At 35.5% G+C, this 15,593-nt stretch carries 17 protein-coding genes; 9 read left to right on the top strand and 8 right to left on the bottom strand.

All coding sequences use genetic code 11. From position 1 onward, the window contains the following. The 7 genes from GGR42_RS05430 to GGR42_RS05400 all read left to right on the top strand — a co-directional run. Positions 1-626: hypothetical protein (locus tag GGR42_RS05430; RefSeq protein WP_167961618.1), on the top strand; the 626-nt coding region annotated here is incomplete at its 5' end. Between the two features lie 30 nt (positions 627-656). Then, a complete protein-coding gene (locus GGR42_RS05425) occupies positions 657-2,678 on the top strand; it encodes an Ig-like domain-containing protein (protein ID WP_167961616.1) in 2,022 nt (673 codons plus the stop codon). Positions 2,679-2,686: 8 nt separating this feature from the next. Further along, positions 2,687-3,643, top strand: coding sequence for a PorP/SprF family type IX secretion system membrane protein (locus GGR42_RS05420; protein ID WP_167961614.1), 957 nt, complete (start codon positions 2,687-2,689; stop codon positions 3,641-3,643). A 98-nt stretch (positions 3,644-3,741) separates the two neighbouring features. Beyond that, complete coding sequence (idi, locus tag GGR42_RS05415; protein WP_167961612.1) at positions 3,742-4,263, top strand: isopentenyl-diphosphate Delta-isomerase; 522 nt, start codon at positions 3,742-3,744, stop codon at positions 4,261-4,263. Positions 4,264-4,270: 7 nt separating this feature from the next. Then, positions 4,271-4,678, top strand: a complete 408-nt coding sequence (locus GGR42_RS05410; RefSeq protein WP_167961610.1) for a 6-pyruvoyl trahydropterin synthase family protein — start codon at positions 4,271-4,273, stop codon at positions 4,676-4,678. A gap of 25 nt (positions 4,679-4,703) precedes the next feature. Then, entirely contained in the window at positions 4,704-5,672 is a 969-nt protein-coding gene (locus GGR42_RS05405) for a type I phosphomannose isomerase catalytic subunit (RefSeq protein WP_167961608.1), read from the top strand. A 34-nt stretch (positions 5,673-5,706) separates the two neighbouring features. Beyond that, a complete protein-coding gene (locus GGR42_RS05400; protein WP_167961607.1) occupies positions 5,707-5,976 on the top strand; it encodes a hypothetical protein in 270 nt (89 codons plus the stop codon). Between the two features lie 66 nt (positions 5,977-6,042). On the opposite strand, the gene GGR42_RS05395 is transcribed toward GGR42_RS05400, so the two are convergent. From GGR42_RS05395 to GGR42_RS05380, 4 genes are read right to left on the bottom strand one after another with little or no spacing between them, the layout of a single operon-like run. Continuing rightward, positions 6,043-6,741, bottom strand: coding sequence for a DUF4369 domain-containing protein (locus tag GGR42_RS05395; RefSeq protein WP_167961605.1), 699 nt, complete (start codon positions 6,739-6,741; stop codon positions 6,043-6,045). A 44-nt stretch (positions 6,742-6,785) separates the two neighbouring features. Further along, positions 6,786-8,048 carry a DUF819 family protein gene (locus GGR42_RS05390; RefSeq protein WP_167961603.1) on the bottom strand — a complete coding sequence of 421 codons (1,263 nt, stop codon included), beginning with the start codon at positions 8,046-8,048 and terminating at the stop codon, positions 6,786-6,788. Between the two features lie 38 nt (positions 8,049-8,086). After that, a complete protein-coding gene (locus GGR42_RS05385; RefSeq protein ID WP_167961601.1) occupies positions 8,087-8,884 on the bottom strand; it encodes an HAD family hydrolase in 798 nt (265 codons plus the stop codon). A gap of 1 nt (position 8,885) precedes the next feature. Further along, the gene (locus GGR42_RS05380; RefSeq protein WP_167961599.1) at positions 8,886-11,081 is read right to left on the bottom strand and encodes a DUF5916 domain-containing protein; all 2,196 of its coding nucleotides are present in this window, start codon (positions 11,079-11,081) and stop codon (positions 8,886-8,888) included. Between the two features lie 172 nt (positions 11,082-11,253). Between GGR42_RS05380 and GGR42_RS05375 the strand changes: the two genes are divergently transcribed. Further along, entirely contained in the window at positions 11,254-12,027 is a 774-nt protein-coding gene (locus tag GGR42_RS05375; protein ID WP_167961597.1) for a S1/P1 nuclease, read from the top strand. A gap of 4 nt (positions 12,028-12,031) precedes the next feature. Here the strand turns inward: GGR42_RS05375 and GGR42_RS05370 are convergent, their stop codons facing one another. Further along, entirely contained in the window at positions 12,032-12,631 is a 600-nt protein-coding gene (locus tag GGR42_RS05370; protein ID WP_167961595.1) for an alpha-ketoglutarate-dependent dioxygenase AlkB family protein, read from the bottom strand. Continuing rightward, positions 12,631-13,503, bottom strand: coding sequence for an AraC family transcriptional regulator (locus tag GGR42_RS05365; protein WP_167961593.1), 873 nt, complete (start codon positions 13,501-13,503; stop codon positions 12,631-12,633). Before GGR42_RS05365 ends, GGR42_RS05370 begins: the two co-directional genes overlap by 1 nt. A 216-nt stretch (positions 13,504-13,719) precedes the next feature. Between GGR42_RS05365 and GGR42_RS05360 the strand changes: the two genes are divergently transcribed. After that, positions 13,720-14,304 (top strand): hypothetical protein, encoded by a 585-nt coding sequence (locus tag GGR42_RS05360; RefSeq protein WP_167961591.1) that lies wholly within the window; start codon positions 13,720-13,722, stop codon positions 14,302-14,304. Positions 14,305-14,362: 58 nt separating this feature from the next. Here the strand turns inward: GGR42_RS05360 and GGR42_RS05355 are convergent, their stop codons facing one another. Both GGR42_RS05355 and GGR42_RS05350 read right to left on the bottom strand, forming a co-directional pair. Continuing rightward, positions 14,363-14,998: an MOSC domain-containing protein gene (locus GGR42_RS05355; RefSeq protein ID WP_167961589.1), complete on the bottom strand. Its 636-nt coding sequence runs from the start codon at positions 14,996-14,998 to the stop codon at positions 14,363-14,365. A 43-nt stretch (positions 14,999-15,041) separates the two neighbouring features. Beyond that, the gene (locus tag GGR42_RS05350) at positions 15,042-15,452 is read right to left on the bottom strand and encodes a hypothetical protein (RefSeq protein WP_167961587.1); all 411 of its coding nucleotides are present in this window, start codon (positions 15,450-15,452) and stop codon (positions 15,042-15,044) included. Positions 15,453-15,593: the final 141 nt, after the last annotated feature.

The raw sequence follows: 15,593 nt of genomic DNA, 5'->3' as shown, positions 1-15,593 counted from the left end.
TGACCAATGCCGCAGCTGGCGCAACGGGAGTGGACTTGAACACGACCTTTGCCACGGATGCAGAGCTTGCAGCCTTGAACACGGACGATGCTGATGCTGTAATTGGTAACGAATCGGTAACCGGATTGACCTTTGATGGTACGACCTTGACCTTGGCCCAAGATGGAGCAGCAAACGAGACTGTAAATTTAAGTTCAGTAAATACTGACGACCAGACCGCCGGAGAGGTAAATTTAGTTACAGCAGTAGATACGGATGGAGATGCGGCAAACGAAACAACGGTTGAAGGAGCTGTACAAGCTATGGCCCCAATTGTTTCTAAGGCAGCGCGAATATTCTATCCACCATCGATAGCTGTTGATGCTTCTACAACTGGGACGGGAAGAATATTGAACTTATATACGGAGTATACAACACAATTTGGAACACCTATGGTTTCTAGTAACCTAGCTCCAGCTGCAATACCAACGTATACAAATACTGAATTGTATTACTATGTAACATATTATGATAATAGCGTATTTGCCAATGTTTCAGTTAATGAATTTGGTGTAATGACCTATGATGTCATTGCTTCACCAGCGGATTATAATTCATTGATTAATGTAGTGTTTGTTGTAAAATAAGTAATTGAATAAAAATTAGATTCAAAAGATTTGAAGACAATCAAAATATATAAATTTTTATTCATAAGCTTAGTACTTACATTACTGAGTTCTCATTGGGCCAATGCACAGTTTTTATTGCAAGCACCTAATAGCACCGATGAAAATAATTATCAGTGGTTTGAAGCTTCGGACACAAGTACTGTTCTTGGAACAGATTTTTTCTATGAAGCTACAATGCCCGGAGTGTATTTTGCCACTTATGATGGCACCTTGTGCGGCTCCAATGCTACAGGATATTTCATTTTAACGGAGTGTAATGTACCCGACAATGAAGTCACCTTGGACATTTCGGCCAGTATTTCTGGTTCGGCAACAGTGAGTTGGAGTCCAGCGGTATCAGGAGACCAAGCAAGACCGGTTGTAACGGCAACCCAAAGCGTAGTACGTTATACTCCAACTATTACAAAAGCAGGTAATTCAATTGAACTTCCCAGTTTCACAGTTGTTTGTATGCAACAAGCTGCCAGCTTAGTAAATGATGTTGCTACGGTAGATGAGGATGATTCAGTGGTAATAGATATTTATGCTAATGATAGTGGGTTACCTACAGATGGTACCTTAGCAGCTTCAGGACCACTAAATGGTTCCGTATCCATTGATGACAATGGTACGCCCAATGACCCATCAGATGATATTTTGACCTATATTCCAAATCCTAATTATAACGGTTCAGATTCTTTTACATATACAGTTTGTAATGCTTTGGGTGATTGTAGTACCGCTACAGTAAATGTGGATGTATTGCCAATTGTGGATGCGTTTGATGATTCTGTTGTCACAGATGAAAACATCCCTGTTGATATCGATGTTTTGTCAAATGATAATGATGTGCCAAATACAGGTACATTGACGGCCACAATTCCTACGAATGGTGTTGTAGTAATTAATGATAATGGAACACCGAATGATCCATCAGATGATACTATAACCTATATACCCAACAATGGTTTTGTGGGTACAGATACATTCACCTATACAGTATGTGACAGCTTAGGTAATTGCAGTACGGGAACAATCACCGTTGTTGTAAATCCAATGGGTATTACCAATTTGGATGCAGATAATGATGGTATCCTTGATAGCTTTGAAGATTTAAATTTAGATGGTGACAACGACCCATCCACCAATCCAACAGATTCTGATGGTGATGGATTTGCGGATTATATGGATATTGATAGTGACAATGATGGTATTCCAGACAATGTGGAAGCACAGACTACATCAGGTTATATACCACCTAGCGGTCTGGATGCTAATAACAATGGTCTGGATGATGCCTATGAAGATAATGGAAACGTAGGATTGTTCCCCGTAGATACAGATGGGGACAGTTTACCAGATTATTTAGATGATGATAGCGACAATGATAATATTTTGGATGCTATTGAGGCACATGATCATGACCATGATGGAATAGCAGATGTTCTATTTACAGGATCTGATAAAGATAATGATGGACTGGACGATGGTTATGAAGGTGGTACAACAATAGATATAGATGTCAATGATGAAATTGATGACCCAATAAATAACTTGCCAAATACAGATTCAGATTTGGAATCGGACTATAGGGATTCTGATGATGATGATGATGGTATTGAGACCATTGACGAAGATTTGAATGGTGATGGCAATTACGTAAATGACGATTCCAATGGTGATGGTATTCCAAATTACTTAGATTCAGATTTGGGTGAAACCGAAGAAGAAATAGAAGTATTTAATGTATTGACACCAAATGGTGATGGTATACATGATGTTTTGGCAATAAGTGGATTAGAAAACTATCCTAATAATACCATTAATATCTATAATAGATGGGGTGTTCTTGTTTATATGACAAAAGCATATAATACAGAAGGAAATGTATTCGATGGAACTTCCGAAGGAAGAATAACTGTAGATCAAGACAATAAACTTCCCGTAGGAACGTATTTCTATGTACTGGACTATGAAGATTCATCAGGAAATATGCAAAGCTTGTCCGGATATATATACATAAACAGATAAAAGAAAAGATGTCGGTTTTCACCAAAAAAAATATTTTATTTAAAAAAGGGAATCTTTTCTTAGGCTTGTGTGCTTTTTTATTGACTACCATTTCTTTGTTTGCCCAACAAGACGCACAATACACTCAGTATATGTATAATACAGTAAGTGTTAATCCAGGCTATGCAGGTTCAAGGGGGCACTTAAGTATTGCTGCCCTACATAGGTCTCAATGGCTTGGTTTGGATGGTGCTCCAAAAACTCAGACTTTAAATATACATACCCCAGTGGGCTATAGGGGAATGGGAATGGGACTTTCTGTTGTTAACGATGCTATTGGGCCAACTTCTGAGACATATTTTGATTTGGACTTTTCTTATACTATACGTACCTCTAGAGAGGCTAGGTTAAGTTTTGGTTTTAAGGCAAGTGCCCATTTATTGGATATTAGATATTCGGAATTAAATCAATTTAGTCCTGACCCAACTTTACAACAAGACATACAAAATAGATTCTCCCCAAATATTGGAGCGGGGGTGTATTATCATACCAACAAATTTTATGCTGGATTATCTGTTCCAAGATTTTTGGAAACTTCGCATTTTGATGAGTCTTCCTTGTCAACCGCCAAGGAACAAATGAATTTTTATTTTATCACAGGATACGTTTTTGATTTAAATTCTTATTTGAAGTTTAAACCGACTATTTTGTCCAAAATAACCCAAGGAGCTCCATTGCAGTTGGATTTGTCTGCCAATTTTATGTTGAATGAAAAATTTGTATTGGGAGCGGCCTACCGTTGGGATGCAGCTTTTAGTGGCTTGGCAGGGTTTCATGCTACAGAACAATTGTTTATTGGAATAGCTTATGATAGGGAAGTAACAGAATTGGGACAGGCTATTTTTAATGATGGCTCTTTTGAAGTTATTTTTAGATATGATTTCATAAAAGCACTAAACAATCTTAAATCTCCACGTTTCTTTTAATAAAGAATTACAGATTTGTTTTAAACAGCACTTTCGAAAAAAGTGCTTTTTTATAGCTGGTAACCAGATAAATTGAACAAACCTCGTATTTTTGTAGAATGATAGAGGAAAACGTGATTTTGGTAGACCAAAATGATGAGCAAATAGGTGTAATGCCCAAAATGGAGGCTCACCAGAAAGCTTTGCTTCATAGAGCTTTTTCAGTTTTTATTTTGAATAAGAAAGGGGAAATAATGTTACAACAACGAGCAGCGGATAAGTACCATTCTCCTTTGCTATGGACCAATACATGTTGTAGTCATCAAAGAGAAGGGGAGACTAATATACAAGCGGGTAAACGAAGGCTACAAGAGGAAATGGGTTTTCAAGTTGAATTGGAGGAAATCTTTTCATTTACATATAAAGCTCCCTTTGAAAATGGTCTTACAGAGCATGAGTTCGATCATGTTATGATTGGAACTTATAATGATGAACCAAAAATAAATCCTGAGGAAGTAGAAGATTGGAAATGGATGCACCCTGAGAACATTAAAGAGGATATTGCTCTATTTCCAGAGAATTATACGGTTTGGTTTAAAATTATCTTTGAAAAATTTTATGCCCATTTTCATAAAGAATAGAATAGATATGAAAGCAAAAGTTAGTAGAAAAGCACATTTTAATGCGGCCCATAGGTTATATAGACCGGATTGGAGCAATGATAAAAATGAATCTATTTTTGGCAAGTGCAGTAACCCCAACTTTCATGGGCATAATTATGAGTTGATTGTGAGTGTAACTGGTGAGATTGACGTAGAAACTGGTTTTGTAATGGATATGAAGGTTTTAAAAACTTTAATACTTGAAGAAATAGAAAATGCCTTTGACCATAAAAATTTAAATGTTGAAGTTCCTGAGTTTAAAGACTTGAACCCCACCGCAGAAAATATTGCAATGGTTATATGGGAAAAGTTAAGGCCCCATATAGAAAAATCAAAGAAGCTGGAAGTTATTTTGTATGAAACCAAACGTAACTATGTAACTTATACGGGATAACACCCCTAAAAACTAGAAGTAAGAAATGAAATTATATCCATTAAAATTTAAGCCCATTCTAAAGGAAAGATTATGGGGAGGTACAAAACTTAAAGATGTATTAGGAAAACCAATTGAAACCGATATTACTGGAGAAAGCTGGGAACTTTCAACCGTAAAAGGGGATGTTTCAGTGGTTTCAAATGGAGATTTGGCAGGAACATCGCTTCAGCAGTTAATAGAAACAAATGCTGAGGAATTATTGGGGAAAAGCGTTGTGGAGCGTTTTGGAAAGGAGTTTCCAATTCTTATAAAGTTTATTGATGCCAAACAGGACTTATCCATTCAGTTACACCCAAACGATGAATTGGCCAAAGAACGCCATGATTCTTTTGGTAAAACGGAAATGTGGTATATAATGGATGCTGATAAAGGGGCTAACTTAATTGTTGGCTTTAATAAAGATGTCTCCAAAGAAGAGTATGCAAAAAGTATGGAGAACAATACTTTGTTGGATTTGTTGAACTACGAAACTGTAAAAGAGGGCGATACTTTTTTTATTAATACTGGGAAAGTACACGCTATTGGAGCTGGAGTCCTTTTGGCCGAAATTCAGCAAACTTCAGATGTTACCTACCGAGTTTTTGACTTTAATAGGCGTGACAAAAATGGTAATTTAAGGGAGCTGCATACAGAAATGGCTTTAGACGCCATTGATTACGATAAGAAAGATGATTTTGTAGTGGATTATTCCGCAGAAAAGAATAAAGTGAATTCTATGGTAGATTGTCCCTATTTTAGGACCAACTATATAAATCTTTCAGAAAATATGAAACAAGATGTGACTGATAGAGACTCTTTTACTATCTATATGTGTGTAGATGGTGCTGTTACTATTAATAATGTGGTAGGAGAAACCCACATTAAAAAAGGGGAAACCATTTTAGTTCCAGCAAATTCAACTACAATATCATTTAAGACTACAGGCACTAAATTATTAGAGGTAACTATTTAATCAATAAAGAGTATTTTTGTAAAAAAATAGAGTTATGGCAAGTATTAGAGATTTAAAAAAAGATATCAATTTTGTATTGGGAGATATTATTGAGGCAGTTTATGTGTGGGAAGCCACTTCAAAAAAGCCAGATTCAAAAGAGGGTTCAAGTATCATAGACAGTGCAATCAAAGTTTTTGATGACCTTATTGAAAAAGTAAATAAAAAAGATGTTGAAAATAGAAGCTCCCATCTTAAAAAGGTACGAGTGGAACTTGAAGAAAAAGCTACAGGCCTTATAGAAAAATTGAATAAGTTGTCGTAATAGACAATAATCAATAAATAAAAAGCACCCGAATAGGGTGCTTTTTTTATGACCAATAATGTTGTATTATTTTATACGTTCCAAATATGCAGTTAATTCCTTTCCATATTTAGAGTTGGCCACCTCTGGGGTCAGCACATTGTGTATAGAGTCCAAATACTTTTTGTTTGCATCTGGCACTTCTTTAACAGCAATATATGGAGCTATATATGAGTCTTTGTTGTTGATGGCAAAATTTATGGAATATAGATACCCTCCAAGAATATTTCGATCGCTAACTTTTTTTATGGAATCCATAACCAACGAATCTTTAGGTATTTTTGGATCATAGGCAATCTGAAGAATTTCTAAATTCTTTTTGGTGTATCTGGACATTACTTTTCTATACTCTTCCAGTTTTTCATGAGATTGGGAACCTGTTATTTTTGCATTTGTATCAAAAGTATTCCATGCTGTGTTTATAGTAATAACACCGGGCTCTCCAAAAAAAGTAATACGGTCATTAATATCATTATTGTCTTCTTTGCTTAGGTAGAGATAAAAAATTTCCGGACTTTCCAACTCCGTTTTAAAGGTGAAATTTCCATCTCCTTCTATTTGCAAAGAATCAATGGTTACAACCGTAGAATCTGGAACTTTTTGCAAATACAGAACACCTTTCTTTAATCCTTTAACGGTACCGGTAACGGTCATTGTGTTTTCTGTGTCATTTGCACAGGCAATTATAAGTGCACATATAAGTGCCATAAATAAACTCTTCTTCATCTTATATATTTAGTGCGGCAAATATCAATAAAGTTTGTGTAATACTAAACTTTTGAAGCAATTTCCATTAGATAGGCGCATAAAAGGGCGCCACCCGTTCCCACTACGTATCCCAATACCGCCAAAAGTACACCGACGGACGTCAATGATGGGTGGAACTCCGCCGCTACAACGGGTGCCGATGCAGCTCCGCCAACGTTGGCCTGGCTCCCAACTGCCAAAAAGAAATAAGGAGCTTTTATAAGTTTTGCAACCAAAATCATAAGTGCAGCATGTATGGTGATCCAAATAAACCCTATCACAATCAAACCAGGGTTTTCTAGTACTCTACCTAAATCCATCTTCATTCCAATAGTAGCTACCAAAATATAAATGAACATACCACCAATTTTACTGGCACCAGCACCTTCATAATTTTTAGCTTTGGTAAAGGACAAAACAATTCCAATGGAGGTTGCCAGAACTACCATCCAAAAGAAGCCTGATCCTAAAAATGACAAAAAGCTTTTTTTGTCATTAACAGCATCAAAAGTATTGGTTAAGAACTCACTGATGTGACCTCCAAAAAAGTGTGATATTCCCACGCCTGTAAAGGCAAAGAAAAGCATCATCATATAATCCTTAAGTGTAGGGACCCGAGTAATTCTTTCAGTAAACTCAGAGACTTTGACTTTTAGGGTTTCTATGGCAGAAGTATCCGCTTTTAGCCATTTGTCTATTCTTTTTGTTTTGCCAATCCCTAAAAGCAAAATGGCCATCCATATATTGGCCACCACAATATCAACTAAAACCATTCCTCCATATTTCTCTGGATTGTATTGAAAAATCTCCAGCATTGCGGCCTGGTTGGCACCCCCTCCAATCCAACTTCCCGCAATAGTGGCCAAGCCTCTCCATATAGCATCAAAATCATTTCCACCAACAGTTTCAGGAGAAAAGATGGACACGAGGAGAATGGCTATAGGGCCACCAATAATAATTCCAAGGGAGCCTGTTAGGAACATGATCAGTGCTTTTGAGCCCAAATTTTTAATTGCTTTTAGGTCAATACTCAGGGTCATTAGTATTAATGCTGCTGGAAGTAAGTACCTACTTGCTATAAAATACAATTTGGAAGTGTCATCAGAAATAATACCCAAACTGGCCAATATGGCTGGTAATAGGTAGCACATTAAAACTGCTGGGACAATAGAATAGAACTTTTTCCAAAAACTGTTTTTAATGGAAGAAGTGTAGAAAATAAAACCTAAACATAGGGTAAGTAATCCAAAGACTACGGTATCATCGGTAATAAAGGGTTGGTCCATTTAATAAGGAATTTGCATCCTTTTCAAATATAGTCAAATTAAAGATGTTCTTTTATAAAATGGGCTACACCGTGTTCTGTATTGGGCAAAGTAACATAATTGGCAATGGCTTTAAGTTCTTCTCTTCCATTAGCTACAGCAACACCACAACCAACATGCTTCAACATTTCCATATCATTGTAATTATCTCCAAAAGCAATTACGTCTTGCAGTTCCTCTTTTTGAGGTAACAATAATTTGATGGCTGATAATTTGGAAACGGATATAGGTGCAACTTCAATAAGGGTATCATTGGATCGATACAAATGTAAATACAGTCCTAGGTTTTTTTGAAGTAATGGAAATAGAATGTCCGAGCTTTCCTTGGTTCCCATCAACATAATTTTATGCGCTCCAATTTCTCTTTGTTTCCAATCTTTCAAAGTGTCTTTTGTTTTTCTGTAAATGGGAGAGGAATGAGTATATTTTATTTCTTTTTGTACACGCTCGGAATCTTGCTCCACATACCACTCATCTTTATAATAAAGTCCAAGTTTTACTTGGTGCTCTTCAGCTAGGGTATGTACTTTTTCAACATATTCCATATCCATAAAAGTAGAATGCAACTCTTTTTGGCCATCCAAAACCAGAGCGCCATTATAACATACAATGGGCTCTTGCTCCACTCCCAATCTTTTTTGAAGGTAGGTCATAGATTTGGGCATTCTGGCAGAAACAAGAACAATTTTTGTGGTTTCTTTTATTCTAGAAATTTCAGAAATGGTGATATCCGAAACATTATCTTTTGTAGACAGAAGGGTTCCGTCCAAATCGGAACAAAGCATTTGGAATTTCATACTAAATATTTAGCCAGTAGGTGAATTTAAGATTGATGGAACGGTACTTGGGACTAAAAGTATTTACAAAATAGTTGTCATTATAAACAATGAACAAATCGGATAAGGGAGCAAAACGCCATTGTAACCTAGAATTAAAACCTAAATTGTCACTTTGATTACTGTACTGAACCAATGTAGACCAAAAGATAGACTTGTTGAAAGTAATATTTACTCTTGGGCTTATGAGCCATAAATCTGCACTGGGGTAGGGATTGGGCAATTCTATCTTATTATAGTTAAACGCCAAGGACAAAAAAACCTTAGGCTGAAATCGAAAACTCAGTAAACCATCCATTGATAAACGATTTCCATTATAAAATTTTCCAAACTCTGGTTTTAATTCATAATAAAATGTTTTTCTACGGTCAGATATGTACTCCATTTGATAGCTGGTATAATGATATCCCTGGTCCGCAGGCAATTCTATTGCACCTTCTGCTCCTGTAGGATCAAAGGTGTCTGTTAAAAAAGTATACCTATTAAACATTTTTACTGAGAATTCCACTTGGTTCTTAAACTTGGCCTCCCATGCGGAGAACATGGTATAATCCGTATTTTTGTAATCTAGGGTAGGTCTCCATAAGAAGTTTGGACTGAAACGAAACCCATGGCTGTTTAATTTTCCTTTTTTGGGCCAGAATACATATTCTACAAAAGGTCTGGCAGCCAACATGTCCGTTCTTCTTACAAATCCAAGATCTGATCTAAAATCGTCCCCAACATAATTACCTCTGAGCCTAAAGTTTAGATTTCTGGAATTGTACATGAGCTCTGTACCAGCAGAACCGTCTTCATCCCCACTATCATGAGCAAAAGATTTATGGGCATAAAACTTGCCCACCCATGTATTATCCTCGGAAGCTAAATTATAATCCAGTCCAATGACTCTGTTATACCTATCTATTTCATCAAGAAAATCATATTCTTTAAAAGTTTCTCTGTTTACAAAAATGAAACTTAGGTTGGAACGGGAAAACATCTTTTTTTGAAGGGCAAAAACTGTATTGTTGTTACTGGGGACCTCGTTTTCCAAATCCTCTTCGGTCTGTATGTTCAAAAGACCCACTCTCCAGTCTTGGTTTAGCTTACCACTTAGCCTAATTCCACCAATAATTCCATTTTCTATGGTTTCATCATCCTTATTCTTTGTTAGACCAATTCTCCGCGAGAAAAAAGGATTGCCATCCCTATTGTTTCCAAAGGTTCCAAAAAGGTCATTGTTGTCAATAAAAAATTGCCTACGCTCCGGAAGGGAAACTTCAAACCTGGTTAGGTTGGTCACTATATTGTCTACCTCAACATTAGAGAAATCCGGATTTACGGTAAGGTCCAAGTTCATTCCATTTCCAATGGCCACTTTGGCATCACCACCAAAATTAAAATCGGTTATGTTCTCATTGGTATCAAAATCTTTGGCAGATAGGGTGTTCACATATGGAATTATGGCTAGCGGGGTTCGTGATTTTCCCAAAGGTTTTTCAAAATACATATCTCCCATAAAGGCAAGATTGATGATTATTTGGTTTTGTGGAATATGTACCCATGTACTACGTTCATTGAGGTGCATGTCAAATTTATAGCTGTTAAATCGCCACTTAGTCTCCCCTTCATTAAACTTGAAAGAGGAAAGAGGTATGGAAATTTCGGAAGTATAATAACCATCATATATTTTAGATTCTCCCCTCCATTTAACATCCCATGAAGTGGTGAATCCGCTTATGTCCGCTCCTCCATTTGATACTAGAGCCTCCCTACGGACCCCGTAGGGGTTTATACCAAACAAAAAAGCATTGGTGCCATCGTTAAAAGTGTCAAAGAGTAAACTAATATTATCGGTACCGCCTGCTCTGTAATCTCTTTGAAGGGAGGTAATGATAAAATCACTGCTTTTGGTCTGTACTGTTATCCCTATATACAATATGTCATCTGTATATAACATTTTAATGTCCGTAGGTAGAAGGGATTGTATAGAATCTGACGGGAAATATTGATGAAAATCATTGGCGCTTTCGGCGCTTTCCCAAATGGATTCATCAAGAACTCCATCTATTTCAATGTTTTCTGTAATGTATTTAACAGTAAACTTTTTGTTTTCCTGTCCCAAGGAAGAAATGGAAATAAATAGTAAGAAAAGACGACATAAAGGTCTTACCATAGTTTTTTGTTAGTTGGAGAACCAAATTTAAGTCTTTAAAGCGTTAAAAAAATCCCAAATTTGTGGGTTTGGATAAACATTTGTCAATATTTAAAAAAAAAGAAATAAAATTGCCAAATTAGCATTAAGGTGTGTTATTGGTTTTTTTATTTTTGGAAAAAACTCTATTAATATGAAAAAAGTATTCCTATTGGTCTTATTGTCCGTACAATTTTCTTTTTCCAATGATATGGTCTGGTCCAAAACAGGTCATCGGGTCATCGGGGAAGTGGCACAAGAATATATAAATGGTAAGACAAAAAGGGAATTAAAAAAATTACTGGGTACGGAGAGCTTGGCATCTGTAGCCAATTTTGCAGATGAAATAAAAGCGGACAGGAGTTTTTCCAAATTTTCTGCATGGCACTATGTTAATTTTCCTGCCGACAAAAAATATACAGATGTTGAACCCAGTGAATATGGGGATATTGTAATTGGTATTCAAAAATGTATTGAAATAGTAAAGGATGAAAGCAGTACAAAAGCTGATAAGATTTTTTACCTTAAAATGCTTATTCATTTAGTGGGAGATTTACACCAACCTATGCATGTAGGACGTTTGGAAGATAAAGGAGGGAATGACTTACAGCTGGAATGGTTTGGACGGGGGTCTAATTTGCACCGACTTTGGGATTCCAACATGATAGATGATTATGGATTAAGCTATACAGAACTTGCCAATAAACTTCCAAAACTATCCAAGCCAGAGCAAAAAGCTTTACAGCAGGGAGATATTTTTGATTGGGTGGAAGAATCCCAAGAACTTGCAAATGAAGTTTATGATTCTGTTGAAGTTGGTGAGAAAGTAGGTTATAGGTACAGTTATAAATATTGGGGAACTGTGGAAAGACAGTTGCAAATTGGAGGGGTACGTTTAGCAAAAGTATTGAACGACCTTTTTAAGTAAGTGTTTATAGGATTACCCTGAAAGTTAAGTTGATTCTTTCATTAATTTGTTTTGCTGTTTTGGGAATTTGATGCAACCAATGGTGCTGTGTAGCTCCTCTCATTAACAAAAGACTACCGTGTTCCAATACCATTTTGTACTTTAATAATGGATTGGTTTTGTGCCTAAGATGAAAATGACGTTCCTGTCCCAAACTTACGGATGCAATAATAGGATTGTAACCTAATTCTTTTTCATCATCCGAATGCCAACCGTTACTGTCTTTTCCATTTCTATATAAATTTAGCAGGCATGTGGTGAAAATTGTTTCTGTAATATCTTCAACACTTTGTTTAATTTCCAAAAGTTCACCTTTAAATTTATGTGGACGCATAACAATGTTGGAGTAGGAATAGGTTTTTTCGTTGTTTCCAAAAAGAGCTGTTAATCTGGGTTGTGGGTAGGTTTTTCCATATACGGAAATGGAATCCTGCTGCCATGGAATACTATCCTTTAGTTTGTGTAAATAATGTGTAGCCTTTTTAGTAGTTAAAAAACTTGGGAAATAAATAATGTCACTATCAGGAAGGTTTATGTTTATTTTTTCCTCAAATAATCGTTCCACTATTGTAATACTGTTTTTAACTGATTTCTATATTCAGATGGACTTTGACCAGTAAATGCCTTAAACAGTTTATTGAAATGAGAAAAATTATTGAAACCACTTTCAAAACAAACTTCCGTAATACTTATAGGTTTTTCTGCCAACAACTTGGAAGCGTGTACCAACCTATATTCATTTACAAACTGGGTAAAAGTCTTATTGGTTATTTTTTTAAAGTAACGACAAAAAGAAGGGACTGTCATGCTTACCAAATTTGCAATTTCATCTAATGTAATTTCTTCTTTGAAATTTGCTTTTACAAAATTGAAGACCACATTGATACGGTCATTGTCCTTCACTTCGGTTTCTATGGAGAACCCTTCGGCATTTAAGACTTTAAACTCTTGGGAACTCCCCAGTTCATTTAAGATGTTTAGAATGGACAGGAGCCGCTGAAAATCGGTCTGGTATTCTAATATCTCAATTTTTTCTCCAATAATAGTTTTGGTCTTACCATAGAATGCCACTCCACCCTTAGCTACTTCAAAAAGATTCTGGATTTTTTTCATTTCAGGAATGTCAAAAAATCCATTTCCTAAAAAGTTTTCCTTCATTTGTACAACACTCTCACTTTTATTGCCAGTTAATTTATCAGTGAAGCCACAATGGGGCAAGTTAGAGCCAATAAGAATTAAATCTCCTTTGGTGTAATAGGATACATGGCTGCCTATTTGGCGCTTACCTGTTCCACCGTTTACATAGACCAATTCTATCTCTGGGTGATAGTGCCATATATTGTTATTGTTCTCTTTATCCTCATCAAATTTTTGATAGGTAAAAGAATGGCCAAAGTCGGGTTCTATAGATTCAAAAGTAGGTTTTTGTTTTATCATGTATTGCTAATTGATAATATAAAATTAGTTAAGCCATTTGTAGGAATTCTTTACAAAATTAACCAAAATATATGCTCTGTTGTCACTTAACAATATATTAACGTTCATTGAGGTTAAAATAGTACATAAATAGGAAAAATCTGAGGTAGTACAGGCTGGATAAGTGAGGTATGTTTGTACCATAAATGATTTACTAATATTAAATCTTAAAATGTTATGAAAACAATTATTAAAATCACAGCAATTTTTGCCTTTATGTTTACTACAGTAGCGAGCATGGCAAACGAACCAAAACATTCTTTAACGGCTACTAAAGATGCCAAAAGTTTTGTATTTCATATGGATACCCAATCCAATGAGACAACGGTTAAGCTTATAGATACAAAAGAAGCGGTAATTTATTTTGAGAAAGTTGCCAATAAAAACTATGATAAGAAATTTAATGTAAGCCAATTAGAAAATGGATCTTATACACTAAAAGTAGAAAATTCCTTAAAAGTAATTGCGTATTCCATTAATATAGAAGATGGTTTGGTAAATGTTCTTGAGGTAAAAGAAAATGTTAAGCCAATTTTTAGGTCTAAAGAGAATATGGTTTATGTAAATCTTTTAAACCTTGATAAAAAATCAGTTGAAATTAAAGTTTATGATAGTGAAAATAGACTGGTTTTTGGTGAAACATTAAATAATGAAATGCTAGTTGAAAAAGCTTTCAATTTTGAAAATGCATTGAAGGACAGCTATACAGTTGTTGTAAAAGACAGCAATGACACATACTACAAAGAAGTCATTGTTGATTAAGTTAGTTTATTTTAAGTTAATTTTCAGGTAAAAAAGGAGGTTGGGTAGCCTCCTTTTTTTATGTTATATACTTTTGTAATCGCTCTCTTTTATAGACAGGGACGGCCATATTTTCTATGGCCATTTTTAATATTTTCATATCTTTTTCCTTTTGTAGAATTACACGGTAGAGTTGTTGGATTGTTAATCTATTTTGGTTTTGTTCAATTAGCACCATGCTATCCCCAGTTTTTACCACTCCCTCCTCCAAAATTTTAACATACGTGCCGGGATGCCCATGGTCTATGAACTCTTTCAGGATTTTTTGATGTCCAAAACGAACGCCCAGTTTGTAGCAGGGCTCTCTTGGTTGCGAAATTTGCACCAATGCAGTTCCCAACTTATAAATATCCCCAACACTTATCACGGATTCATCTAACCCTTCAATAGTTAGATTTTCACCAAACATACCCCAGTTCCAATCTAAATGTGGGTATTTTCTCTTCCAGTAGGGATAAAAATTAGTTGAGAATAGATAGCATGCCTTATTTTCACCTCCATGATGCACACGATCAATGATTGTGTCATTTTTGACATCATTTTTGGTAAGGTATAAAGGCACATTGATGGGGTATTTAAAAATGCCGGTTTTTTCCTCTTTACCATTCCAAGTGAAAGTTGTAGGTTCACCAATATTTGTAGAAACAATTTTCATATCTTAAAGATATAAAAATCATAATCATGGGGGATCAATACCTTTATAGATATTTTGGAATTTCGAATGTTTTTAAGGTGGGCAAATATTCAATAAGATTAATACTTATTTCTTCCTCGCCAATATTTTCAAGGTCACATATTAACTCATTATTTTGGAACTCCCAGTAATCAACATCTTCTTTGTCGAATTTTACCAAGCAAATTTTACCATCATTAAATCGGGAAATGGCAAGGCCTCCTGTCATACAAATCCAGTTGTAATTGGTTCTTTGTATTCTAAATGGTAATCTTTCACCTGGTTCCAAATAAATATTCCAAAGTCTCATACTTTCATTTTCAAAAAGCAGGGAAGTGCCCAAGGGCTCGTTTGGGTTTAAATTTTCTAGTTCTTTCTGCTTTTCAATACTCCATGGATCAAAATTTCCCGAAGGGTTTATTTCTACTAGTTTCATGAGTTATTTTTTTTTTTTTGATCTACAATTATGTAGAGTACATACATAGTCATAGCTATTAGTATAGGTAGTATAATGAATAAATCTACCCTGAAAATAAAACTGGTTTCATAGGAAACCCATTTTATTACTTGATTTTCC

Origin of the sequence: Saonia flava (genome assembly GCF_011927795.1) — a bacterium.
GTDB classification, from domain to species: Bacteria; Bacteroidota; Bacteroidia; order Flavobacteriales; family Flavobacteriaceae; genus Saonia; species Saonia flava.
This window is presented reverse-complemented; position numbering and strand designations above follow the sequence as displayed.

Coding starts and splice junctions, on each gene's coding strand:
- GGR42_RS05420 (WP_167961614.1), top strand. CDS start 2,687: ATGTCGGTTTTCACCAAAAAAAATATTTTATTTAAAAAAGGGAATCTT.
- idi (WP_167961612.1), top strand. CDS start 3,742: ATGATAGAGGAAAACGTGATTTTGGTAGACCAAAATGATGAGCAAATA.
- GGR42_RS05410 (WP_167961610.1), top strand. CDS start 4,271: ATGAAAGCAAAAGTTAGTAGAAAAGCACATTTTAATGCGGCCCATAGG.
- GGR42_RS05405 (WP_167961608.1), top strand. CDS start 4,704: ATGAAATTATATCCATTAAAATTTAAGCCCATTCTAAAGGAAAGATTA.
- GGR42_RS05400 (WP_167961607.1), top strand. CDS start 5,707: ATGGCAAGTATTAGAGATTTAAAAAAAGATATCAATTTTGTATTGGGA.
- GGR42_RS05395 (WP_167961605.1), bottom strand. CDS start 6,741: ATGAAGAAGAGTTTATTTATGGCACTTATATGTGCACTTATAATTGCC.
- GGR42_RS05390 (WP_167961603.1), bottom strand. CDS start 8,048: ATGGACCAACCCTTTATTACCGATGATACCGTAGTCTTTGGATTACTT.
- GGR42_RS05385 (WP_167961601.1), bottom strand. CDS start 8,884: ATGAAATTCCAAATGCTTTGTTCCGATTTGGACGGAACCCTTCTGTCT.
- GGR42_RS05380 (WP_167961599.1), bottom strand. CDS start 11,081: ATGGTAAGACCTTTATGTCGTCTTTTCTTACTATTTATTTCCATTTCT.
- GGR42_RS05375 (WP_167961597.1), top strand. CDS start 11,254: ATGAAAAAAGTATTCCTATTGGTCTTATTGTCCGTACAATTTTCTTTT.
- GGR42_RS05365 (WP_167961593.1), bottom strand. CDS start 13,503: ATGATAAAACAAAAACCTACTTTTGAATCTATAGAACCCGACTTTGGC.
- GGR42_RS05360 (WP_167961591.1), top strand. CDS start 13,720: ATGAAAACAATTATTAAAATCACAGCAATTTTTGCCTTTATGTTTACT.
- GGR42_RS05355 (WP_167961589.1), bottom strand. CDS start 14,998: ATGAAAATTGTTTCTACAAATATTGGTGAACCTACAACTTTCACTTGG.
- GGR42_RS05350 (WP_167961587.1), bottom strand. CDS start 15,452: ATGAAACTAGTAGAAATAAACCCTTCGGGAAATTTTGATCCATGGAGT.